22 protein-coding genes and 1 pseudogene are annotated in these 22,154 nt (G+C 47.8%); 10 read left to right on the top strand and 13 right to left on the bottom strand.

The features are described from left to right. Positions 1-181: 181 nt before the first annotated feature. The gene (locus IEY24_RS05715; protein ID WP_229221456.1) at positions 182-3,412 is read left to right on the top strand and encodes a SusC/RagA family TonB-linked outer membrane protein; all 3,231 of its coding nucleotides are present in this window, start codon (positions 182-184) and stop codon (positions 3,410-3,412) included. A gap of 10 nt (positions 3,413-3,422) precedes the next feature. After that, positions 3,423-5,417, top strand: coding sequence for a RagB/SusD family nutrient uptake outer membrane protein (locus IEY24_RS05710; protein WP_188929528.1), 1,995 nt, complete (start codon positions 3,423-3,425; stop codon positions 5,415-5,417). A 275-nt stretch (positions 5,418-5,692) separates the two neighbouring features. On the opposite strand, the gene IEY24_RS05705 is transcribed toward IEY24_RS05710, so the two are convergent. Together IEY24_RS05705 and IEY24_RS05700 are read right to left on the bottom strand one after the other, a co-directional pair. After that, the gene (locus tag IEY24_RS05705) at positions 5,693-6,202 is read right to left on the bottom strand and encodes a hypothetical protein (protein ID WP_188929526.1); all 510 of its coding nucleotides are present in this window, start codon (positions 6,200-6,202) and stop codon (positions 5,693-5,695) included. Positions 6,203-6,215: 13 nt separating this feature from the next. Further along, entirely contained in the window at positions 6,216-9,170 is a 2,955-nt protein-coding gene (locus IEY24_RS05700; RefSeq protein ID WP_188929525.1) for a TonB-dependent receptor, read from the bottom strand. 344 nt (positions 9,171-9,514) lie between these two features. Here IEY24_RS05700 and IEY24_RS33070 point away from each other — a divergent pair, with 344 nt between their 5' ends. Both IEY24_RS33070 and IEY24_RS33065 read left to right on the top strand, forming a co-directional pair. Further along, positions 9,515-9,601 carry a hypothetical protein gene (locus tag IEY24_RS33070; RefSeq protein ID WP_188932178.1) on the top strand — a complete coding sequence of 29 codons (87 nt, stop codon included), beginning with the start codon at positions 9,515-9,517 and terminating at the stop codon, positions 9,599-9,601. Between the two features lie 199 nt (positions 9,602-9,800). Continuing rightward, positions 9,801-9,992, top strand: coding sequence for a response regulator (locus IEY24_RS33065; RefSeq protein ID WP_188929523.1), 192 nt, complete (start codon positions 9,801-9,803; stop codon positions 9,990-9,992). On the opposite strand, the gene IEY24_RS05685 is transcribed toward IEY24_RS33065, so the two are convergent. The 3 genes from IEY24_RS05685 to IEY24_RS05675 form a co-directional block, all read right to left on the bottom strand. Beyond that, the gene (locus IEY24_RS05685; RefSeq protein ID WP_188932353.1) at positions 9,928-10,131 is read right to left on the bottom strand and encodes a hypothetical protein; all 204 of its coding nucleotides are present in this window, start codon (positions 10,129-10,131) and stop codon (positions 9,928-9,930) included. The genes IEY24_RS33065 and IEY24_RS05685 overlap by 65 nt on opposite strands. A 359-nt stretch (positions 10,132-10,490) precedes the next feature. Next, positions 10,491-10,712, bottom strand: coding sequence for a hypothetical protein (locus IEY24_RS05680; RefSeq protein WP_188929521.1), 222 nt, complete (start codon positions 10,710-10,712; stop codon positions 10,491-10,493). A 5-nt stretch (positions 10,713-10,717) separates the two neighbouring features. Then, complete coding sequence (locus tag IEY24_RS05675) at positions 10,718-11,374, bottom strand: response regulator transcription factor (RefSeq protein WP_188929519.1); 657 nt, start codon at positions 11,372-11,374, stop codon at positions 10,718-10,720. A 224-nt stretch (positions 11,375-11,598) separates the two neighbouring features. Between IEY24_RS05675 and IEY24_RS05670 the strand changes: the two genes are divergently transcribed. The 3 genes from IEY24_RS05670 (at position 11,599) to IEY24_RS05660 (ending at position 14,540) form a co-directional block, all read left to right on the top strand. Beyond that, a complete protein-coding gene (locus IEY24_RS05670; protein ID WP_188929517.1) occupies positions 11,599-12,708 on the top strand; it encodes a fatty acid desaturase family protein in 1,110 nt (369 codons plus the stop codon). Between the two features lie 107 nt (positions 12,709-12,815). Next, entirely contained in the window at positions 12,816-13,685 is an 870-nt protein-coding gene (locus IEY24_RS05665) for a transglutaminase family protein (RefSeq protein WP_188929515.1), read from the top strand. A 42-nt stretch (positions 13,686-13,727) separates the two neighbouring features. Continuing rightward, positions 13,728-14,540, top strand: a complete 813-nt coding sequence (locus tag IEY24_RS05660; protein WP_188929513.1) for a chemotaxis protein CheB — start codon at positions 13,728-13,730, stop codon at positions 14,538-14,540. Between the two features lie 281 nt (positions 14,541-14,821). Here the strand turns inward: IEY24_RS05660 and IEY24_RS05655 are convergent, their stop codons facing one another. The 6 genes from IEY24_RS05655 to IEY24_RS05630 form a co-directional block, all read right to left on the bottom strand. Next, positions 14,822-15,289, bottom strand: coding sequence for a hypothetical protein (locus tag IEY24_RS05655; RefSeq protein WP_188929511.1), 468 nt, complete (start codon positions 15,287-15,289; stop codon positions 14,822-14,824). Between the two features lie 47 nt (positions 15,290-15,336). Further along, complete coding sequence (locus IEY24_RS05650; RefSeq protein WP_188929509.1) at positions 15,337-16,014, bottom strand: BON domain-containing protein; 678 nt, start codon at positions 16,012-16,014, stop codon at positions 15,337-15,339. A gap of 226 nt (positions 16,015-16,240) precedes the next feature. Next, the gene (locus tag IEY24_RS05645) at positions 16,241-16,585 is read right to left on the bottom strand and encodes a cupin domain-containing protein (RefSeq protein ID WP_188929507.1); all 345 of its coding nucleotides are present in this window, start codon (positions 16,583-16,585) and stop codon (positions 16,241-16,243) included. A gap of 73 nt (positions 16,586-16,658) precedes the next feature. Beyond that, on the bottom strand, positions 16,659-17,234 hold the full coding sequence (locus IEY24_RS05640; protein ID WP_188929505.1) for a porin family protein: 576 nt from the start codon (positions 17,232-17,234) through the stop codon (positions 16,659-16,661). A gap of 156 nt (positions 17,235-17,390) precedes the next feature. After that, on the bottom strand, positions 17,391-17,951 hold the full coding sequence (locus IEY24_RS05635; RefSeq protein WP_188929503.1) for a helix-turn-helix domain-containing protein: 561 nt from the start codon (positions 17,949-17,951) through the stop codon (positions 17,391-17,393). Between the two features lie 77 nt (positions 17,952-18,028). Next, complete coding sequence (locus IEY24_RS05630) at positions 18,029-18,739, bottom strand: ATP-binding protein (protein WP_188929501.1); 711 nt, start codon at positions 18,737-18,739, stop codon at positions 18,029-18,031. A 179-nt stretch (positions 18,740-18,918) separates the two neighbouring features. On the opposite strand from IEY24_RS05630, the gene IEY24_RS05625 reads away from it, so the two are divergent. Beyond that, positions 18,919-20,502 carry a Na+/H+ antiporter gene (locus tag IEY24_RS05625; protein ID WP_188929500.1) on the top strand — a complete coding sequence of 528 codons (1,584 nt, stop codon included), beginning with the start codon at positions 18,919-18,921 and terminating at the stop codon, positions 20,500-20,502. A gap of 60 nt (positions 20,503-20,562) precedes the next feature. Here the strand turns inward: IEY24_RS05625 and IEY24_RS05620 are convergent, their stop codons facing one another. Next, positions 20,563-21,000 carry a nuclear transport factor 2 family protein gene (locus IEY24_RS05620; protein WP_188929498.1) on the bottom strand — a complete coding sequence of 146 codons (438 nt, stop codon included), beginning with the start codon at positions 20,998-21,000 and terminating at the stop codon, positions 20,563-20,565. Beyond that, entirely contained in the window at positions 20,997-21,158 is a 162-nt protein-coding gene (locus tag IEY24_RS05615; RefSeq protein ID WP_188929496.1) for a hypothetical protein, read from the bottom strand. The genes IEY24_RS05620 and IEY24_RS05615 overlap by 4 nt, the downstream gene beginning before the upstream one ends. Before the next feature lie 59 nt (positions 21,159-21,217). Between IEY24_RS05615 and IEY24_RS05610 the strand changes: the two genes are divergently transcribed. Together IEY24_RS05610 and IEY24_RS05605 are read left to right on the top strand one after the other, a co-directional pair. After that, on the top strand, positions 21,218-21,622 hold the full coding sequence (locus tag IEY24_RS05610) for a winged helix-turn-helix transcriptional regulator (RefSeq protein ID WP_188929494.1): 405 nt from the start codon (positions 21,218-21,220) through the stop codon (positions 21,620-21,622). Between the two features lie 162 nt (positions 21,623-21,784). After that, positions 21,785-22,153, top strand: a pseudogene (locus IEY24_RS05605) (helix-turn-helix domain-containing protein); the annotation flags it as partial. Between the last annotated feature and the right edge of the window lies 1 nt (position 22,154).

Here is a 22,154-nt window from a genome sequence, read left to right as displayed (position 1 = left end):
GTTGTGACTTCCTGGCGTAGGGGCACAAATTGTCTAAAAGCAAGAATTGCTCCGTAACACAAAGTTAACAGCAATCGAAAAAGATGGAACCTTGCCACCAATTTAAAAAGTGTAAATATGACAAGAAACAAGCCCTATCCTCACACCCAGCCTCAAAACGCCTCACATTAATCCCATCTCCATGATGAAAAAAAAGCTACTTGATCTGCGCAGGTTTTTGTCCTGCGCCCTTTTCATTTTCCTCTTAACCGCCGCTGCCGCTTACGCGCAGACCGTCTCGGTTTCCGGCAAAGTCCGCGACGCCCAGGGCCCACTGCCCGGTGTCAGCATTTTGGCGAAGGCTACCTCCACCGGGACCATTTCCGACGCCAACGGCGACTACAAGCTAAATGTAGCCCCCGACGCTATCCTGGTTTTTACTTTTATCGGTTATGAACCTGCCGAGATCAATCTGGCGGAGCGCCAGGCGGCTTCAAAGGGCACGCTTAGCCTCGACGTCACGCTGAACAGCCAGAGCAGCAATCTGGAAGAAGTAGTAGTGGTAGGTTTTGGTACCCAGAAAAAGGTCAACCTGACCGGCGCCGTAGCCACCCTGGATGCGAAGGCGATCGAAAACCGCCCCGTCCGCAATGCGACGCAGGCATTGCAAGGCCTTGTAACGGGCTTGAACATCTCGCAAAACAACGGCTCGCTGGAAAGCAACCCGAGCATCAACATCCGTGGCACCGGAACCATCGGAAACTCATCGTCGAGCCCGCTGATAATGGTGGACGGGATGGAAGGCTCGCTCAATGCCATTAACCCCCAGGATATCGAAAGCATTTCGGTATTGAAGGATGCCGCCGCTGCTGCCGTGTACGGCTCTCGGGCTGCATTCGGGGTGATTTTGGTGACGACCAAAAGAGGAAAGTCCGGCAAACTGTCGATCAACTACAACAATAGCCTGCGATCGACGACGCCCGTGCTGATGCCGAAAATGATGGATTCCTACACTTTCGCATTGTACTTCAACGACGCGGGCCAGAACGGCGGCAGCGCGCCCCACTTCAATGCCGAGCATTTGCAGCGCATCAAAGACTATCAGAATGGCATCATTAGCATTAGCACTACCACCATTCCAAGCCCTACCAACCCGTCAGTTTGGGCGGATGGCTATGCTTCCGGTAATGCCAATGTGGACTGGTACGAGGCCATGTTCCGCAAACGCACGCTCTCGCAAGAGCACAATTTCAGCCTGAGCGGCGGAAATGACAAAACGCAGGTTTATCTCTCGGGTAACTACATGGGACAGCAAGGACTCATGCGCTTCAACCAGGATGATTTTACCCGTTACGGCGCCACCGCGAAAATCAACACCAAACTAACCGATGAGCTGTCGGTAAATTACTCGACGCGTTTTATCCGCGAAGATTATAACCGTCCTTCCCAGCTAACCAACGGTTTCTATGACAACCTGGGACGTCAGGGTTGGCCGACATTGCCGCTTTACGACCCGAATGGCAACCTGTTCAGCTCGCCTTCGCCGGCGTTGGGAATGGACAAAGGCGGTAAAGACCGCAACCAGACCGATTTTCTTTATCAGCAACTCCAACTGGTGCTCGAACCGGTGAAAGGATGGAAAACTTTCGGAGAGATCAATTACCGCACCCGCAACGACTTCCGTCACTGGGATGTGCAGCGTACTTACAACTACGATGTGGCCGGTAACCCGATGTTGTACAGCCGCAATTCGGAGGTGTATGAGTATGCCAACAAGGAAAACTATTTCAATGCCAACCTGTATTCGGAGTACAATCTGACATTGGGCCAAAAGCATTTCTTCAAGGTAATGGGCGGCTTCCAGACCGAGCTCACCAAGTTCCGCAACCTGAGCGCCACCCGCAACGGCATTATGGTGCCTGAACTACCGACGATCAACACGACCAACGGAACCGATGCGAATGGACTCGTGGTAGCCCCTGCCGTGAGCGGCGCTTACCACCGCTGGGCAACAGCCGGCTTTTTCGGACGCCTTAACTATGATTACGACGGCAAATACCTCATCGAAGGAAACCTGCGCTACGACGGCTCGTCGCGATACCGTGCTGCGCAACGCTGGACGCTGTTCCCCTCCGTATCCGTGGGATGGAATGTGGCGCGCGAAAGCTTCTTTGCCGACAACATTTCGATTGTCAACAACCTGAAATTCAGGGGATCATATGGCCAGCTGGGCAACCAGAAAGCCGCGGATGGATCGACAGACTTCTATCCTACCTACGTGACGCAGCCCATCGGTACCGCCAATGGCGCCTGGTTGATCGGCGGTGCACGCCCGAATACGGCAGGCGCTCCCGGCCTGATCAGCTCGACACTGACCTGGGAAACGATCAAAAGCTACGACCTGGGGCTTGATTTTGGCCTGCTGGGCAACCGCCTGACCGGATCATTCGACTGGTTTTCGCGAAAAACAGTCAATATGGTCGGCCCTGCACCTACATTGCCAGACATTCTCGGAACCGCTGTTCCCAATACCAACAATACCGACTTGAAAACCAACGGCTGGGAATTTGAGATCGCCTGGAATGACCGCCTGAAAAATGACCTGGGCTACAATGTGCGTTTCCTGCTTTCGGATTACCAAACCACCATTACGAGATACCCCAACCCTACCAACGACCTGGCCAGGTACCGCGAAGGACAAAAAATGAACGATATCTGGGGATACCAGACCGTCGGCATTGCACGGTCCCAGGAAGAAATGGACCGACACCTGGCCAGCCTGCCTAACGGCGGTCAAAGTGCATTCGGCTCGCAATGGGCGGCGGGAGATATCATGTATGCCGACCTGAATGGCGACGGCGTGATCAATGAAGGTGCCAACACCCTGGCTAACCCCGGCGACAAGCGTCTGATCGGTAACAGTACGCCCCGCTACACATTCGGCGTGGACATCAACCTTGACTGGAAAGGCTTCGATTTCCGGGGCTTCGTACAAGGTGTGATGAAACGCGATTTTTGGCAGGGAAGCTACTTCTTCTGGGGCGCAACCAGCAACATCTGGTTCTCGACGGGCCTGGTGGAGCACGAAGACTACTACCGTGCCGATCCTAACCACCCGCTGGGTGCCAATGTGGACTCTTATTATCCACGCCCCATTTTCGGCAGCGGCAAAAACCAGCAGACCCAAACCGGCTATTTGCAGGACGCTTCATACATCCGTCTGAAAAACATTCAGCTCGGTTATACCCTGCCGTCGGCGCTCACCAAAAAGCTGGCGATCCAGAAGCTCCGTTTCTACATCTCGGGCGAAAACGTACTCACAGGAACGAAAACAGCCAAAATGTTTGACCCGGAAACCATCGACGGAGGCTCAGGCGGAAGTGTTTATCCATTGTCGAAAGTATACGCCGCGGGTCTTAGTTTAACCTTCTAAATCAGTCACAATGAACAGAACAATGTATAAAAAACTAAGCACGGCATTGGCGATCGTCTGTGGACTGATGGCTGCGTCCTGCAACGATTACCTGGACCAGTCACCGCTGTCCAACATTACCCCTGACGATTACCTGCGCGAAGAGTCCCAGCTTGCGGCTTATGCCGTAGGACGTTACCCGGACATTCTCCCATCCCACGCCAACTGGTCGTTCGGCACGTTCGGCTACGACGGTAACACCGACGATATGGCTATTCCGGCGCTGGACAACAAGTATATGCCGGGATTGTGGCGTGTGCCTTCCACCGCCGGCGACTGGAACTTCGCAAATATTTTCCAGGTCAATTACTTCCTCCAAACGGCTGTACCACGTTTGAAAAATGCGGAAATCACGGGTAATGAAGCCAACATCCGTCACTATATCGGGGAGGTGTATTTCCTGCGTGCTTTTGAATATTTCAAAAAATTGCAGGCACTGGGCGACTTCCCGATCCTCCGCACCACGCTGCCCGACAACCAGGAAACCCTCACAGCCGCCAGCGTCCGCAACCCACGTAACGAGGTGGCCCGATTCATCATCTCCGACCTTGATTCGGCCGCGCTCATGATGCAACCTTCTGCGCCCGTCGGAGGAACCAACCGGCTTTCGCGCAATGTGGCTTACCTGCTCAAATCGCGCGTAGCGCTTTTTGAAGGTACCTGGCTCAAATATTTCAAAGGAACCGCATTTGTACCCAAAGGAACCGACTGGCCCGGAGCTGCGAAGGAATACAATGCCAGCTACCAGTTCCCATCCGGAAGCATAGACGGCGAGATTGACTACTTCCTGACCCAGGCTATGGCCGCAGCCAAAGAGGTGGCTTCTAAAGTGCCATTGGTAAATAACACCGGCATTATTCTCTCGGCTAACAACGAGAACCCCTATTTTAACATGTTCAGCGCCGAAAATATGTCGCAATACAGCGAAGTACTGCTTTGGCGCCAGTATAACCGCACGCTCGTTACGCACAATGTGCCTGTGAATGCGCAAGCAGGTAACTATGCCAATGGACTGACCCGGAGCATGGTGGAGAGCTTTTTGATGGCCAACGGCCTCCCTATCTACGCAGCCGGCAGTGGCTACAAGGGGGACGACTTCATCAGCACCGTTCGCGAAGGACGCGATGGCCGCCTGAACCTGTTTCTGAAAGAGCCCGGACAGAAGAACGTGCTGCTGAACCTCGCCCAGGGTACGCATGCCACGGAAATCGAGCCGACGCCGCAAATCTGGGAATCGAGCTACGAGAAAAAATATTCCACCGGCTACACGATCCGCAAGGGACTCACATACGACGCCGCGCATTGCGGAAACGGGGCAGGGTACACCGGATCGATCACTTTCCGGGCAGTAGAAGCCTACCTGAACTACATGGAAGCATGTTATGAGAAAACAGGCGCTTTGGACGGCGATGCAACTACCTACTGGCAGCAAATCAGGGCACGTGCCAAAGTGAGTACGGATATCGACAAAACGATCGCCGCAACCCAGATGACCAAAGAAACCAATGACTGGGGCGCTTACTCGGGCAACCGGCTCGTTTCGGCAACGCTGTACAACATTCGTCGCGAGCGCCGCAACGAGCTGATGGCGGAAGGATTGCGTTTCATGGACCTGAAAAGATGGCGTGCCATGGATCAGATGATTAACACACCTTACCATGTGGAAGGTTTCAAACTCTGGGGACCCATGAAAGAATGGTTCAAGGCTGCGCAGCTTACTTACGGGGCTACCAACAACAGTGCCGTTGTTTCGGACCCGGATTTGAGCAACTACCTTCGTCCGCACGAGATCAGAAGCAATGCCGACTCGTACAAAGGTACCCGTTGGGCCATGGCGCATTACCTCAGCCCGATTGCCGCCCAACACTTCATCGTGACTGGTACAGCAGCGGATGCCACTACCTCGCCGATTTACCAGAATCCGGGCTGGCCTCTTTCAGCAGGTTCCCCACCGACAGGTTATTAACACTATCCCATCCCTTGACCCAATCCCTGCCTGCTTTGCAGTGCGGGGATTTTTTTGTTTCATCGCCCGGATTTCCAAAAGGAAAGATCTACATTACTTAACTAATGCCTCAGCAAGGTAGCCTGCTGTGGCATTAGCCCTCGGTTCGAGTTTGGCAAATAACCATTGATTTGTAACAATCACGCCGGAAAACGCACGCCCGACAAAAAAACTAATTGTAGTATCCGGGAAGCTGTTTAAACATCTTCCCGGACTTTGTTTACCTAAACTTATTTTTATTCGGACTCCGCTACCGGTGCTGCGTTAGCGCCTATATTACCTGCGGCAACGACCACCGTACCTAATTTAACCGTTACGTTAGCATTGTAGGCGTCAAGTTTGTCGAAAAATCCCTCCTCATTAATGCTAAAATACTTACTGGTCGCGAACGCCCCCGTAGCACCGGCGACTGTGTCGAGCACCTTAAGGGCCGTGCCGGGCGCCGCCGTCACCTTTCCGGGAAAAATGGCGGCTGTATAAGAGCTACCTTTTACTCCGTTATAAAGACCCATCTGTACTAAGGTGATCGTTTTGTTGTACTTGTAAAAGACGACGCGCCCATAAATATTCTCCGTATTCGCGGCAGCTAACGTATAGGCCTTATACGTCGACACCGTGCCGCCACCCGGTGCTGTACTTAAATTGGGCGGGTAGTCCTGTTGTTCACATGAACTAAGTAACGCAAATAGAGTCATCGTGATGACCAGCGATAACATCGGGGTAACTTTGCTGATATATGTTTTCATGTCTGGATGATCATTAAAAGTTGAAAGAAACACGGCCGTAGTAGTAAGATCCGTTGGAACCTTGCTGATTGTTGTCGTAGAGGTAAAAACCTTGATTTTCAGGGCGTAAAATATCAGGGTATTTGTTAAAAACGTTACTGCCGCCGATGGACAATTTCAGATTCTTGGTCAGATCGTAGCCAACACTGGCATCGAAAATAGATTGCGCAGAAAACTTCTGATCATAAAAGTTACCTTCGGCATCGGAGGTAGTTGACCGGGAGGTAACCGTTCCAAAGTATGTTCCTCTCACCATAGCATGAAATTTATTGACGCGATAGGTAACCGAGCCGATTAGTTTTTTTCTTGGTGTTCCGGTTTCGAACTGACCAATGGTGGCCCGGTCCAGGTATTTGGACACGATCTGGTCTTCGGTAAGGTTAGCAACATTCAGATCAAGTACTTTTCTGTTCAGGATGGTGTTTTTGCTAAAAATAGCTGCAAGGCTAAAAATGAAGCTTTTCCCACGGGCCAGGGTCAGGGTATAGTTTCCGACTGCTTCAATTCCCTTGGAACGTACGTCTGCACCATTCACAAAAAACTGGGCTTCTCCCCCACCGATGACCTCGTCGTAATTATTGCCTACCTCGGAAGCATTGAAGTAGCTGGTCCTGAAAATACGGTTATCTACATCAATCTGATAAGCGTCTAAGGTTACTTCAAATCCATGGGCCGGCTGATAGGTAAGGCCGAAACCATAGGTTCTCGATTTTTCCTGCTTAAGGCCCTGAATTCCTAAAACCCTGGCAGCAGTGCTGTTGGTTGGGTAGGTTGTCACATCAAGCGGTTGCGGAATACCGTTTGCGTCCGGCACAAATGCCGTAGCAGTATGGGTATAATTCAACTCTTGAAGGGATGGCGCGCGAAATCCGGAAGCAATCGAAGCCCGCAATGAAAGCGTTTTGGCAATGGAATACCTCGCAGCCAATTTGCCAATCGTAACGCCACCAAAATCTGAATAATTTTCCACACGAAAAGCTCCGGCGATCAGCAGGTTTTTAGTCACTTCAAGTTCGGCATCAAGGTAAGCGGCCATGGTGGTGCGGTACTCATCCCTTTCGTTTTTCGGCCCGAATCCGGCAAAACACTGGCAGTTTGAAGACAAGGATTTAACAGTAACCTGCTGGCCCGCACTAACACTGATCGGATTTCCATTTGCGTCTACGATCGGGGTGCTGCTGGCATCTTCCAAAGGTTTACCATCGGGTCCGACAAGCAAACCAGCTTTACCTACGGTAAGCACACCTGCATCTCCATAGGTATAAGCCTCTTCCTGACCTTTCATGATTTTGTAGTTTTCTATACGCATTTCAACGCCAAAGGCAATGTTAAGACCGCGCAGCATATCTTTGAAATAGCGCGAAAAATCAAGGTTAGTAGAATTTTGAGTAAACTGGTGCGTACCCAAATACATGTTGACCGGTGAATTGGAACCCAGTGAAGCATTCATGGTATTGACCATTCCTATGCGCATCCGGTTCCGGCCAAATGTGTTGCTAAAATCAACATTGAATTCCCCCAACTTACTCTTAATACCGGTTGTATTGGAAAGATCCGAAGTATTGGAAGTCATCTGTGGACGGAAGCCATTGGGATATAGCAGGTAATTGAAACGGTCAGTTTGTGCGGGACGGCGGAAATAGCATGAGAATCCCTTAAGGTATTTGTAAGACGCCCCTCCAAAACTGTACAGCGTAGTGTTTGGATTCAATTGATAACCTGCATTGTAAAAAGTACTGCCGAGGGTAATGGCGGGCATACCCGCATAAACCGCAAAATCAGCTTTGGTCAGGCCCCGTGCAGCCATTAATCCCGGTTCTGTGGTCAGCGAAGCAATTGCCGCCGTGTTGCCCGAGGTCTGTGCAGCAACGAGCTCAGGATTGGTGATGACCGGATTTCCGTTTTTATCGGTCCGCAGGTTATTCAGGTAGGTATTATCAAAAAATCCCCAGTCATTCACAAAAGGTCTTAGGGTCGGGCGTTTTTGTGTAATTTGCCCAGACAGGTTAAAGTAACCTTTATCACCAATTTTGAAGCCGTAATTGGCATCAAACTGATAATTAAATCCGTCTGGCTTACCATCCTTTGTCAGTTCCCCTGCCTTACCGCCGGTATTGGCATAGCCTCCGCCGGTAAAGCTGCCTGTCAGCTTATCTGTCCCTTTTTTGAGAATAATATTGACTACGCCGGCCACTGCGTCCGAACCATATTGAGCAGCAGCGCCATCGCGTAAAATTTCAACCCGGTCAATGGCGGAAGCCGGAATGGTCATCAAATCAACGGACGTGGACGGGCTGCCGACAGCCGTTCCGGTAATAAGCAGCGCAGAAGTGTGCCTTCGTTTTCCATTCACCAGGACCAGTATCTGGTTGGGGGCCATGTTGCGGAGCTGAACAGGATCTACATGGGAGTCAAGGTCACCGCCCTGGGATCTGACCGCGTTAAAACTTGGTGCAACGAAAGCCAGCATTTGGGCCAAATCGATCTGGGGAAGGTCTGCCATGATATCCTTGATGGAAATGACATCCACAGGGACGGGCGTTTCCAGAATGGTTCGCCCGGTGTTTCTGGACCCGGTCACTATTAATTCATTTAACTCTGTGCCGCCATCTTCCAGCGGAACACTTAACGTTGCCTCAGAACCTATCTTAACTTCCTTGGTCTTAAAGCCTATAAAGCTGAACACCAGGACATCACCCGGCACAGCATCGATCGAGAACATACCCTGATTATCCGTAATAGTGCCTTTGTTTGTATTTCCTTTCAAAATAATGTTAACACCGGGAAAGACCTCCGAAGTGGACGCGGAAAACACTTTACCGGTAATCTTTTTACTCTGGGCCTGCATTGTAAACGGTAACCCAAAAATGAGCAGAAGGAGCATCGCAGGCTTGGCTACGAATTTGCATTTTTGTAAGTTTCTCTTCATAGTAATGGAGTGATTTTAGTTGGATATTCATTTTAAATGATCAGATTGTATGTACATAGTCTGATAGCAACAGCCCCCCTGCCGGGTCTGCATGACGTCATTGTATTAAATATGCGGCTAATGAGTTGAAAATATTGAAAAAATCACATAATGCAATATATAATATCGGATACATTGAATAATACAATATAATTTATATATATTCTTCAGAATATATTGCTTTCACTACACACACACCGGAAGCTAAAACGGGGATGGCGGAAAACCAATTTCATTTCGGTCCAAAGCCGTCGACGAGACAGGGCGCGTCTAAGCCAGAACGAAACCAATAGGCCTACCAATTAATAGGATTCAACGACAAATGGGTTAACGTGGGAAACGATCCATTGGCGAATTTCACCAATGGCCCCCCTGGGAGCTACACGCTGTGAATTCGGCGCAGCAATCACGATGGCCTGTGGAGTCAGGCTGGCAGCCTGCAACTAACCATTCATCCCCTTTTTTAGCAACGGGTTGGTTCGCCTGCTTATGGCGTGAGAATCACAGCCGAGCGTATTTCGATTATGAATTAACTATACAATATTCAAACCCAGATTAGGGTAGTAGATACTCTCGCAACACTGTCCACAGGTGAAAGTCGTGGCGACTTACACCAAAAGCCGTGATAGTGTACAGACTGTACTTGACTACCGGCCCGACTTGGTTTTTCTGGATATTGAGATGCCTCAAATGAATGGGTTTCAAGTGATGGGCACTGCTACGGTAACACAGGCACAGTTAAATAATATTCATCGATCTGGTTCCAGGAATAGCTGTAAGTGATTCCATCCACTACCTGAACAAAATCGCCGGTTTCGCCGTCGGTAAAGCCAACGCGCCAGTTGGTTGTATTTTTAATCCTGAATTTCAATGTCGAGCTTGGCGGCGGGAGATCTGTTTTTACTAATATTTTGATTTTCATATGCTAAGATAGACTTATTTGGCATAACCATTGATATTCCGTGTAGACTATTAATTTAAGTGCCCCTGCTCGCGCGCGCCCTCCGTTTTGTGGGAGGCGATCACGCAAGAGAAGGTTAAAAATTGGCTGAAAAAGGTAAACACTTTGCAACTTGACGGAAAAGCATCCGAAACTTTATTCAGCAATAACTAAGGCGATTGAAGCCCGTGAATATCCGGTTAAGGGCGAAAAATAAGCGGCAAATTATATTTCACGCGTACTGGAATCTTTTGATCCCTCATAGCTGGCTTCCATTTTGGCATCGCCTTGGCTGGCCTGTCTCGCGGCGAGATTTCTCTTACATTTTTCCAACAACTTATTCAACGCAGACTATCGAGGTAACGCCTCACTTCATCAAAAATGTGCTTATTGCCACTATTGGGCCCACTGCATTCCAATAATTTCGTCAGAAGATCAATTGGCTTGGCAGTCAATGCTTCTAATTCCTGCACCAATGCGAGATTAAGCCTCTCTGAACTAAGATGCCTGTTTCCTTCCATGATCGGATAAACCTTATTGGCAATTTGCTGGGATAGTTTCATGCTGTTTAGTTTTCGTTCATTACCAGAATCTCTTTAAGAGCCAGAACATTGTCGATACCCAGTTTCGCAAAAATGGCGGCTTTGAATGTGCTGATCGTAGAAAGATGCAGGCCTGTTTTCTCAGCGATGGACGATGTCGACATTCCTTGAACCAGGTAATCGGCAACTTCCTTCTGCCTTCGAGTCAGCAGGTCCCAACTTTTTTGCGGGGTATGGCTCGCAACCAGGTATTCGAATATAAACGCCATATGCTCAGCGCCCAGATATCGCTTCCCGCTCATGACGGACCTAATACAAACTAACATTTCCGATATATCCGCATATTTGGACAGGTAACCGTTAACCCCCTTCTTAAAGTAATCGATGATTACCTCCGGTTGCATTTCAGGCCCATACACGATCACGCGCGAACCGGAATACTTCTGTCTGATTTCTGAAATTGATGGGTACCCCTCCTCTTCAAAATCGGCATGCAACACGTAAATAACCAGATCAGGCTCCGGTCGCCCTGCTTGCTGATTGTAATCCCGCATATCCTTTGATTCTACAATCTGTGCTTCCTCAAAATTTTCCCTGAGAAGAATCGCCAGGCCCATGCGCATTACCGGGTGGGTATCAAAAATTGCAAACGTCGGACGGCGAAGAGCCAGGTGGATATTCATAGATAAAGGTAGCTGCAATTAGCATAGCAATCACCTTTTCACCAACACATAAAAACGATTAATAAATCTCGAAAAGCGTTGATGACGGTCTCCAATTTCTTTGATTATTTTCTACAATAAATATTGATTTTCAACGTTTTATATTAAACGGCCTATGCCAGAGCAGATTTAGCGTCCCTGTATCTTCCAAAGTCATTTTACTACAAGGACTTAACTGGAAGGCCATGAATGCAGACACAAAAATCAAGTTTGTCGCTATCGACAAAACCCTTTTCTTCCCCACACTTAAAAAGAGGGTTGAGCAATATTTCACAGAAAATCATAAATCGAGGTATGCCAACAAGAGGATGGCTTTGAAAACCACCATTTTATTGGCTTCCTATGTGCTGCCTTTCGTTGCAATAATGTTGCTGGCACCTGATTTTTGGATCAGTATGCTCCTCTGGCTTCTGATGGGTGGCGCAATTTCGGGAATTGGTATGAGCGTGATGCATGACGCCAACCACGGTGCATTTTCTAAAAATCCGGCGGTAAATAAATGGCTGGGATTTACGATTTGCCTCGCAGGCGCGGGAGTATCCAATTGGAAATGGCAACACAATGTGCTGCACCATACCTACACGAATGTGGCCAATCTGGACGAGGATATTAAGGACCGGGGGGTGATCAAGTTATCGCCACACGAAACGGTAAAGTCCTTTCACCGGTTCCAATGGGTGTACGCATTCTTTTTTTACGGGATTCTGACCTTGTACTGGGTGTTGCTAAAAGATTTTATTCAGTATGTTCATTTTATTAAATCAGGGCTGAACCGTCAGACAAAACGCCAAAACCGGCAAATGCTTGCCGGGATGATCGTGATGAAGCTGGTTTACTTCGGCATATTCTTCGCTCTGCCCACGCTCGCATTTAACATTCCATTCAGTTTTATCCTGGCCGGCTTTTTGCTCATGCATTTCTTTGCCGGCCTGATGCTGACGGTAATCTTTCAGCTGGCCCACTCGGTGGAAGGAACCCAGTATCCATTGCCCAACCCAGACGGCATTATAGAAAAAGACTGGGCAGTGCACCAAATGGAGACTACTGTCAATTTCTCACCGCGAAACAAATGGCTGAGCTGGTATATAGGCGGTTTGAACTTTCAGATCGAGCATCATCTTTTTCCCAAAATATGCCACATCCATTACCCGGGGATCGCGCCTATCGTCAAAAAAACGGCCAAGGAATTCGGACTGAACTACATGGAGCATAAGACCTTTATGAAGGCGTTCATGTCCCACATCGCTGTCCTGAAAAAGTTCGGAATGCCCCGTTTTAACGAAGGAATTGTTTAACTTCAATGCACTCTTCTTGTTCTCGTCCTTCTAGCAATTTCTGTTAAGGCGAAATACCTGCGGGCCGCAGCAGTCACTCTACTCCTGATCTTCACTAATAGGTTGCTATGACATCAATAAGCATACTCCATAAAACTGTATACACCTACGACAGAAGCGTTTTTCTCTCGCCTCATCAATTAAGACTTAAGCCGACGGCCCATTCCTCAGCGAAAATCGAATCTTATTCACTACAGATCCAACCGGATAACAACGTCACCCATTGGCAACAGGATGTGTTCGGAAACTTTATAGCGCGCGTGGATTTTGACGGTCCCATGGAGTCGATGGCTTTGACAGTCCGAATAAATGCGCTACTGACTCCCTATGACCCATTTAACGTCCGCATTGACGACTACGCGCAAAGCTTTCCATTCAAATATCCGTCCACACTTCAACAAGACCTTCTCTCCTACCTGGAAGTTACAGACCAGGGACCTACCCTTACGGGATTTATCGCGCAACTGGATTTATCCGCCAGTGACATTCTTGGATTCCTTGTATTACTCAATAACAGGATCTACACCTGCATTACCTATCTGAAAAGGGAACAGCAAGGCGTTTGGACATCTGAACAGACATTAGAATACGGTAGCGGATCTTGCCGGGACTCCGCCTGGCTGCTGGTGCAGGTAACGCGGCACCTGGGATTGGCCAGCCGTTTTGTTTCCGGATACCTGGTACAATCCAATGAAAATGGCCTTCCGGTTTCCGTGGATTTGCACGCGTGGGCAGAAGTGTTCATCCCCGGCGCCGGCTGGATAGGACTGGACACCACCTCAGGGTTATTTACCAGTGAAGGCCATATCCCGCTGGCGGCAACGCCCCGTCCGCAAGATGCTGCGCCCGTCACTGGGACAACCAGCCCTTGTGTTGCTACCATCTGCTACGAAACCAAAGTGTGGCGGGCTGATGGCAGAATAAATTCTGTGGATTAACTACGCCAAACGAATCAGAAGATTAGCCCCTACTACTGCCATATGAACGCGCACCACCATATCATCTCAATCGGCGCTTCCGAAACCAGCATCGACGAAATTGCATCTTTCTTTGTTGAGAAGCCGCTCGCTGGCGTCGCCTATGTCATTATTCAGCAATTGCCATCCGATTTCCGGACAAGACTGGCCGAAATACTCGCCAAACATTTGCATCTGGCTATTCATGAGGCACAAAATGGGGTGCTCGTGGAAACAGACCATGTCTACATTATTCCCGATGACAGATCCATGACTATCCGGAAGGGAAGGTTATGGATCACCGAAAAAGCCCAAGACCTTGGGCTGCATCAAAACACCGACAATTTTTTTTGCTCCCTTGCGGCTGATCAGGGCGAAAAAGCGATCGGGGTTGTTCTTTTTGAAATTGGAGAAGATGGTCTTGACGGAATAAGGGCGATCCGGAAAGCTGGGGGAATTGTAATTGCACGAAAGCAAGAAACTATTCACCCGGCCCCCACTGCCGATTGTGTTGATTTCATTGCAGAACCCGGTTTGATGCCACAAATCATAGAAGATTATGTGATACAGAACCGCAAAATTCTACTGGATCAAAACGAAAAAGTAACTATGGAGATGATTTTCGATGTGATACGAGAAAACACTGCATTTGATTTTTCGGGTTGCAGATTTGACACCTTGTCACATAAAACTCGAAAAAGGGCTTTGGATCAAAACTTCTATTCACTTGCAGACTACCTGTCTTTTCTTAAAGTCACCTCGACGGAGATGCACGCGCTATCCAGAGAATTTCTTGCAGGCGGAACTACTTCTTTGGTCAATGGAAACAAACGTTGATCGAAATTCACGAACATGCATGAAATAATCCAGCGCGTATTATGGCCGCTCAAAAGTTCATTCTTTTAAGAATCGGGTGAAATTTCCTTTTCAAAAAAGGCATATTCCTTTTCTGAACCATCTACCGCCCGGCAATAATAAATTCTCTTATAATAGCGTCTGATAATCAGCTTTTGCCCGGGATTCACCTTTGCATAGACAAATTGTCCGTCAAAATATTTGCTATCTGATATGGGTTCGTTCATGTTATTGGGTCGATAAAGTCGTACAATATTCTAATGTCAATACATCGGTTCCGGGTGTATAGAGGGCCGCATATCGACCAGTTTCTGTTCATCATCTTGGATGCTCGCTTTCAGTGAGTTAATATCCTTATCGAGTTTTTCCAGACTGTAACCGGCCTTGCGGGCTTTCTTAGCATCCGACCTGGCTGAACCAGCGCTGTTGTTGGCCCTGCGGGCGAGCTTGCGGTCCTGGGATTGTTCCCCGAGTCTGTCTGCGGCCTGCTTATTAGCGTCTGCCGATTTCTGTGCGTTCTCGGATGTTTGCGATACCGCCGCTACTTTTCCGTCCCGCTCGTTTTCAAGCTTGGCCAGCTCTATCTTGTTTTCGTTTAACCTTTTGCCTATTTCCAGCATTTGCCTCTGTTCTTTCAGGTTTGAAAGAGAATCTTTTGAGACGACTTGGGCGGTTAAGGGAAAAGCGAGCAGGATTAAGCTCAGAGAAGCTATTATTTTGTTGATATTCATGATTTTATCTCGTTTGAAATGGATGTTTTCCCGCTAAGAACAGACTATTATCTATCCACAGTAACGGGATAATGTTCTACTATTAACTCATTATAAACTATCTCGACCCCGGGCGATTTCCAGGCCTGCCGCGCAGCCTCATCTTTTTCATAGCAGGAATTGACCGTACCTGTCAGAATGGCCTTATTTTTAACGACTTTAACGTGAATATCTTCTTCTGTTATGGCGCTGTTGCGTGCAAACGCGCCTTCGATGGCCGCCTTGTCCATATCAGGCGACGGCTCAGATTTAATGGTGATGTTATTGGATATGCCCTTTACTCCCGAAAGTTCCCGGATCAGCCGTTCCGCCGCATCACGCTGATAGCTCCATCGCAGATCACCGCACAGGGTTATCCAGCCATTTTCTACCTTCACTGTGATGCGATCCGATGGTATTTCCAGAGTCGATTGACAGGCATTCAATATTTCATTGCTCAGCTCAGCATCATCGCGGACAATCGTTTCATCACGCGGTTTAATATTTATCAGCTCGGTCACCACTTTAACGCCTTGCACGCGCCTGGCCACCTCTTCCGCATCTGATTTTTTGCCATAGCTATCCACAGTGCCTGAAAGGGTTATCACACCGTCTTTGGCAGTGACGCCTATCTCTGCTTCCCGCAATAGTGGTTCCCATTTTATTGCATCCTGAACGTCCCGTTGCAAATCATCATTAGTTTTCATTTTATTCGATTAAGTGTAATTTTGAATCTTTACCAGGCCCGATTTTTACGGCCTGCCTCAACTCACTGCTTTGCCGGTAACGGGTCCCGCCGCTCTAACGCGTACATATATACGATGTGTGAAAGTAGCTGTCACCCACATGCCCCCAAGACCTGCTGTCGCGATCAGCATGAACCCAAGTGATACTTTTTCGGCTTTATTGGTCAGTTTGTTTGGCAAGGCCCGATCATTCGTACCCGCTTTTTATAACTGTCGAAATCATTTTGAAAGGCTCTTTGGCGCAAAAGGAATTCCTCTGATGCGCGGGAATGATAATTCCTTGACCTAGCCCAAGTTGGTGCTTTTTGCCATCGATGACAATTTCGGCCGAACCATCGATAATTTGAATATAGGTATCAAAGGCGGAAGATTTCTCGGCAATTTCCTCTCCGGCATCAAAAGCCGAAACGGTGACATTACCTGTCGTTTTTTTGATGATAGTCCTGCTCAGAACTGCATTGGGTACGTACTCGATGATCTCCACGATAATATGGGCTTTCGCTTTTTGTATCTCCTCATTGTCCTTATTCATATCCGCTGTGTTTTCCTGATTTCATGCGTGAAGCTATTTTACGTTTCCTTAACGCATATGCATAAACATGCTATTATTTGACAATAGGAATCAGCCAGAATAAGCTGCCCTGGATAACGCTGTTTTTGAAGTCAGGATTGATTTCCTGTGAAGAGAAGTCACCCACTTTTGATAGACCTGCTACGTATCGGAACCCGATCCCAAGCCCGATATTGGACTGATAGCCCAAACCCGCGCCCAAAGATATATCCAGATTTTTAGCGAAATGATCTATGGTCTGGTCTGGAACACTTTCAGATAACCGGAAGCCTGCCTGAGGCCCTGCCTCCAGGTAAAAACCACTTCTGGTTCTGAATTTCAGCATGACCGGAACCGTCAGATAATTGATCTTGAAGTCCGTTTTGCTCCCGCCGCTCTCGACCTTAGCACCCAGGGTGGAGAAAAGCACCTCAGGTTGGATAGAAAAGACATTTCCAAACCCAAAATTAAGCATACCGCCAAAATGATATCCGAGCTTCGCTTCGGTCTGGATGTTACCACCCTGATAGTTACTGACGTTCACGCCAGCCTTTGGCCCGAAACCGAAAGTTTGTGCGAACGACGTGATCGTCATTGCGCACAGTATAAATGTTATTGATAACTTTTTCATTGCTCAGCCCCGGAGGGTTTTTATGTTTGAATCAACCTATGCAAAGGTCGGCACCGGTGGGGTCGTAATTGTTACACAACCGGACTGAATAGTTACATTGATCACTGATTATCACGAACAGAAAATCAATACGTTTTCAAGGAAGAGCAACCGACCTCATATATTTTCCAGGTTACTGTCGCGCTTTTTTCGAAGTTTTTTATAGTAGGTGGGAGAAAGGCCTGTGACCTTTTTAAACTGATTGGACAGGTGCGCTACGCTACTGTAATGCATTTTGTAAGAGATCTCTGTGAGGTTCAAGTCCTCATAAAGCAACAGCTCTTTAACTTTTTCTATCTTGTGATGGATGATAAATTGCTGGATATTGATTCCCTTCACCTCTGAAAACATGTTGGAAAGGTAGGTATAGTCATACCCCAGTTTTTCTGCGATGTAATCCGAATAATTGGTTTTGGGAAGTTCATCCTGGTAATGTACCATCTCCACGATGACATTTTTGATCTTCTCAATCAAAATGCTCCTTTTGTCGTCCAGTAGTTCGAGGCCGGATTTGAGCAAATTCCTTTTAAGCGCTTCACGCTGCTCGATAGAAATATCTTCAAGAATCTCGACACTACCCAGTTCCACAACCACGTAATGTAAGCCGAGGTTTTTCAGTTCTTGCTGCACCATCATTTTGCACCGCAGGCTGACCATGTATTTGATATACAATATCATGATAGAACAAGCTCATTAATTGTACCGGCCATAAAATCCAAAGCCGATTTCTTACAATATAGCTGATTTTGCGGGATTTACAGCGACATTGGGATCAACTTGTCGGGCGTTGTGCTCTTGTTGAAAGTCAGGATAAAGCATGTTCCGGAGCCTGCCTGAGACTGCACATCTATCCCCACATTACTGGATTTCAAAATTTTTAAGGTCGAGAACAGGCCGATTCCGATACCACCCGGTTTATCCGAGAAACCTCTTTTAAACAGATTTTTCATCCCCGCGTCATTGATCCCGCATCCATTGTCTTCAATGCGGATCAGGTGCGTGGCGTCTGTCGACCTGGTAACCAGCTTCAACTCACCTTGCCGTGGATCCATGGCTTCAATGGCATTGACCACGATATTTGTCAGGGCGATTTTTATTTTTTGCGCGTTAATCGCCACCACACAGTCCTTCGAATCATAATCCCTGGTAACCTTGACCTTTTTAAGCACAATGCGGTCAGTGGCCAGCAAGATCACCTCGTCCAGTATGGTATGTAAGGAATGGTCGGCACCGGAGTTTTCATTTAGTTTCTGATGACTGAGAAGATTCTTCAATATTTTCCCGATACGGTCCGAGCTTCTTTTGATAATGTCAAGATATACCCGAAGACTCTCATCGGTTATTTCCTGAGAGAGCACCTGCAGTGACAAATCAATGTTGGTCAATGGATTGCGAATTTCATGAACCAGCGTAAGGGCAAAGTCAGAAATTACATCGCCATCCGGTAAAGTTTCGGGATTGTTCATGACAGAGAGCTTAATATTTAGCTACAAAGCTCACACAACTGCGTCGTAAGACGTTACATATGCCGTTTTTACATTTACATATATCACAGGTGCCGCTCTCGTCTATGATTTCCTGACGGTTTTCGGCTTTTCTGATTTACCTGCAATGAGCCTGTTGATATGTATGTGTACCTTTAAAGATGGTCCATCAAAATCTGCTACTCGTACTGATCCTATTCTTCTTTATAGCCTTACTATATCTTTGGAGCGAACGATTGAAAGTTTCTTACCCGATCCTGCTGGTACTGGGAGGGTTGGTCATTTCCCTGATTCCAGCTGTCCCCAACATCAGTTTAGACCCGGATATTATTTTCCTGATATTTCTGCCGCCGCTGCTTTTTGAAGCGGCATGGACGACGTCGTGGAAGGATTTCTGGGCGCGAAAAGAGTCAATTTTCTCGATGGGTTTCGGACTTGTTTTTTCAACATCCCTGGTTATTGCCTACTTATCGGTGGCCATCATTCCCGGTTTTACACTGGCCCTGGGCTATTTGCTCGGCGGTATCATTTCGCCACCTGATGCGGTTGCAACCAGCTCCGTTCTAAAAGGCCTCAAGATGCCCCGGCGCGGAATTACAATTCTGGAAGGCGAAAGCCTGGTCAATGACGCCGCATCATTAACAGTCTTCCGCTTTGCTACTATTGCGGTTTTGACAGGCCATTTCACGCCCAAAGAGGCGGTCGTCGATTTTGCAGTGCTGGCATTTATGGGAACGGCCGTTGGCCTTGTTGTTGGTCACCTGATATATCTAGTACTTCGCTATTGGGCAAGATCATCGCGCATTACCTCACCGATTATCCTGATGGCCCCCTATCTGATGTACGTCATTGCCGAAAAGTTTCATTGGTCGGGTGTACTGGCCGTGGTAAGCGGCGGCCTCTACCTGTCTTTCCACGCAAAGGATTTCCTAAACTATCAGACAAGGCTCCAAAACCGGGAAATCTGGCTCATGCTGGTTTTTCTGCTTAATGCTTTTGTGTTTATTCTGATCGGCCTGGCGCTGCCGGCGATCGTGGACGGTCTGGACACTTATTCATTGAGGGAAGCGATTGGTTATGGACTTCTTATTAGCCTTACCGCCATTGTGATTAGGATTATTCTGGTATACCTGGCAACCTTCCTCCCGCGCATGCTGAGCCGGAATGTAAGAGATAGAGAAAGCAGCCCGGGATGGAGACTCACTTTTGTGATGGGTTGGGCTGGCATGCGCGGGGTGGTGTCACTTGCGGCAGCGCTGACAATCCCGCTGAATACGCAGCAGGGCAGCGCTTTTCCGCATCGTAACCTGATATTGTTCATTACCTTCATTGTAATACTGGTCACACTCGTTTTCCAGGGATTAACCTTACCAATGGTCCTGCGGCTTTTCCGGGTACCCGAAGCCGAGGAGGACTTGTCCGTTGACCAACAGATGGAAATGATACGGCTGCACCTGGCGAGGCGGTCTGCCGACTACATGAAACAACATTACCATTCCGAAATCCGGAACTACGGATCGGTCAAACGCATTATGGAGCAACTTCAAAGAACAATCGCCTTTGCAGATCCCGCGCAGGATGACCACGACCCGGCCAAAGAGCTAAAAAAGAAAATCATGATTGAACTCGTTGCATTGCAGAGAGCCAGCCTGCATACTATCGGTGATGAAAACAAATACGATGAAGATGTGATACGAGATATGGAACATAATTTAGACCTGGAAGAATCCAGGCTTAAAAAGTAGTTTCTGGAAGCTCGGAAACTCCTAACTCGACAGCATTGCTGTTGCCTCTTCCGGCTGCACTTATGCCAGTAACCTTTCTTCAATTATGACAAAGTAGCCAATACGTTCCTTTACGAACCATTTCCCATTTTGGCGAACATATTGGTCCTCGTATCTGACACTATAATCTGTAATATTTCTTTTGCCCTCCGGCTCTCTGATCATCTTGATCTGAGAAAAAGAAATACCACTCGCGGTATCCTCCCCAACATGCACGGTATGCTGTCCGTTCATCGTGAAATAGGTTTTCACCAAGGCCGCGTGCCCATTGAATTCCTTTTCCAGATTAGCCGTCCCGCTGACATTTGCGACCAAAAAATCGCCCATGTAAACCTGATAAACAGCATCCTCGGTAAATAAACGCATCTGTTCGGAGATCTTTTTCTCATCACCTAAGTAAGCGTAGGCGTCTATTAAATCCCTTAATTCGTCCTGGGTACTAAAAATGTCCTGAGTCATGATTGTTTGTTTTTAGTTGTTGAAAATAGTTGTTGAATAATACTTAAATCTTGCCTGCTTCTGCTGGTTTCAACCCGAATACTTGCTTGCCCGAATGCCAAATCTGTTTTTCTCATACCGCTGTGTTCGTCTTTGTTGATAGCAAAAATAGAGTACATTTGCTTACATTTTATTACTTGTTACTAATAGGTTAGCAAGTAAACAAATCGTACTAACTATGAAAAAGGAAAATACCGGTCAGACAACCGACAAGGCATTCAGCGAAGAATGTAACGTTGTTTTAAACGCCGTGGGGGACGCGATGTATGCCATTGGTGGTAAATGGAAATTGCGGATCATCATTTCCATCGCAAGAGGAAACAAGAGGTTCAGTGAGCTGCAACGGCAAATTGCAGGGATATCAGGACGGGTTCTGTCGAGTGAATTGAAAGAATTGGAATCCAATGGACTGCTTGTAAAAAAGGTTTCCGTTGGCTACCCGGTGCTGATAGAATACGAGCTCACCCCTTATAGTCAGACGCTCGAAAAGGTTGTTGAACACCTCGTCGACTGGGGTAAGCAGCACAGGGAGAAAATTAAAAGAGAGTTTTCTGCGGACAATACTTCAACAACCGGGCACTAATTACGAAAAGTGATGCACTTTGCAGCACTGCGACGGTGTATGGCGTGAGCGCGGCGAATCGTTTCATATTTGGCCATTCCGATTTTTCGGATGAAGGGTAAATGGGTAATTTCGAACTAATTAAAAATATTCACAAGCCCGAGGAAGAAGTCCAGCCAATATATCGAATTGTTCCTCGACTATTGCATCCGGTTTTACGACCGTCAGTTCATCACCCGCGACACGGTACACAAGGGGGTCCTGGCCAGGTTCGAAAATCTTTTGAGCAACTATTTCAAATCCGATAAACCGCAGACCATCGGATTACCGGCAGTGGCGTACTGCGCTAGCGAGCTTAATTTGTCGCCTAAATACTTCGGTGACCTGGTCAAGAAAGAGACCGGCCAGACTGCTCAGGAATACATTCAGATGAAGGTTATTGAAGCTGCCAAGGAGCGCATATTCAATAGCGAAAAAACGGTTAACGAAATCGCATTCGAGCTGGGCTTTAAATATCCCCAACATTTCAGCCGGCTCTTCAAACAACATCTTC

This window comes from Dyadobacter endophyticus, assembly GCF_014641595.1.
GTDB classification, from domain to species: domain Bacteria; phylum Bacteroidota; class Bacteroidia; order Cytophagales; family Spirosomataceae; genus Dyadobacter; species Dyadobacter endophyticus.
Note: the sequence above shows the minus strand (reverse complement) of the source record. Positions and strands in the feature narration are given on the sequence as shown.

What these genes read in the sequence shown, in the direction of transcription:
- IEY24_RS05655 (WP_188929511.1), bottom strand. Translation starts at nt 15,289, where the DNA reads ATGAATATCAACAAAATAATAGCTTCTCTGAGCTTAATCCTGCTCGCT.
- IEY24_RS05700 (WP_188929525.1), bottom strand. Translation starts at nt 9,170, where the DNA reads ATGAAGAGAAACTTACAAAAATGCAAATTCGTAGCCAAGCCTGCGATG.
- IEY24_RS05610 (WP_188929494.1), top strand. Translation starts at nt 21,218, where the DNA reads ATGAAAAAGGAAAATACCGGTCAGACAACCGACAAGGCATTCAGCGAA.
- IEY24_RS05675 (WP_188929519.1), bottom strand. Translation starts at nt 11,374, where the DNA reads ATGAATATCCACCTGGCTCTTCGCCGTCCGACGTTTGCAATTTTTGAT.
- IEY24_RS05640 (WP_188929505.1), bottom strand. Translation starts at nt 17,234, where the DNA reads ATGAAAAAGTTATCAATAACATTTATACTGTGCGCAATGACGATCACG.
- IEY24_RS05620 (WP_188929498.1), bottom strand. Translation starts at nt 21,000, where the DNA reads ATGACTCAGGACATTTTTAGTACCCAGGACGAATTAAGGGATTTAATA.
- IEY24_RS05635 (WP_188929503.1), bottom strand. Translation starts at nt 17,951, where the DNA reads ATGATATTGTATATCAAATACATGGTCAGCCTGCGGTGCAAAATGATG.
- IEY24_RS05645 (WP_188929507.1), bottom strand. Translation starts at nt 16,585, where the DNA reads ATGAATAAGGACAATGAGGAGATACAAAAAGCGAAAGCCCATATTATC.
- IEY24_RS05710 (WP_188929528.1), top strand. Translation starts at nt 3,423, where the DNA reads ATGAACAGAACAATGTATAAAAAACTAAGCACGGCATTGGCGATCGTC.
- IEY24_RS05615 (WP_188929496.1), bottom strand. Translation starts at nt 21,158, where the DNA reads ATGTACTCTATTTTTGCTATCAACAAAGACGAACACAGCGGTATGAGA.
- IEY24_RS05715 (WP_229221456.1), top strand. Translation starts at nt 182, where the DNA reads ATGATGAAAAAAAAGCTACTTGATCTGCGCAGGTTTTTGTCCTGCGCC.
- IEY24_RS05625 (WP_188929500.1), top strand. Translation starts at nt 18,919, where the DNA reads ATGGTCCATCAAAATCTGCTACTCGTACTGATCCTATTCTTCTTTATA.
- IEY24_RS05705 (WP_188929526.1), bottom strand. Translation starts at nt 6,202, where the DNA reads ATGAAAACATATATCAGCAAAGTTACCCCGATGTTATCGCTGGTCATC.
- IEY24_RS05670 (WP_188929517.1), top strand. Translation starts at nt 11,599, where the DNA reads ATGAATGCAGACACAAAAATCAAGTTTGTCGCTATCGACAAAACCCTT.
- IEY24_RS05650 (WP_188929509.1), bottom strand. Translation starts at nt 16,014, where the DNA reads ATGAAAACTAATGATGATTTGCAACGGGACGTTCAGGATGCAATAAAA.
- IEY24_RS05660 (WP_188929513.1), top strand. Translation starts at nt 13,728, where the DNA reads ATGAACGCGCACCACCATATCATCTCAATCGGCGCTTCCGAAACCAGC.
- IEY24_RS05685 (WP_188932353.1), bottom strand. Translation starts at nt 10,131, where the DNA reads ATGAAAATCAAAATATTAGTAAAAACAGATCTCCCGCCGCCAAGCTCG.
- IEY24_RS05680 (WP_188929521.1), bottom strand. Translation starts at nt 10,712, where the DNA reads ATGAAACTATCCCAGCAAATTGCCAATAAGGTTTATCCGATCATGGAA.
- IEY24_RS05630 (WP_188929501.1), bottom strand. Translation starts at nt 18,739, where the DNA reads ATGAACAATCCCGAAACTTTACCGGATGGCGATGTAATTTCTGACTTT.
- IEY24_RS05665 (WP_188929515.1), top strand. Translation starts at nt 12,816, where the DNA reads ATGACATCAATAAGCATACTCCATAAAACTGTATACACCTACGACAGA.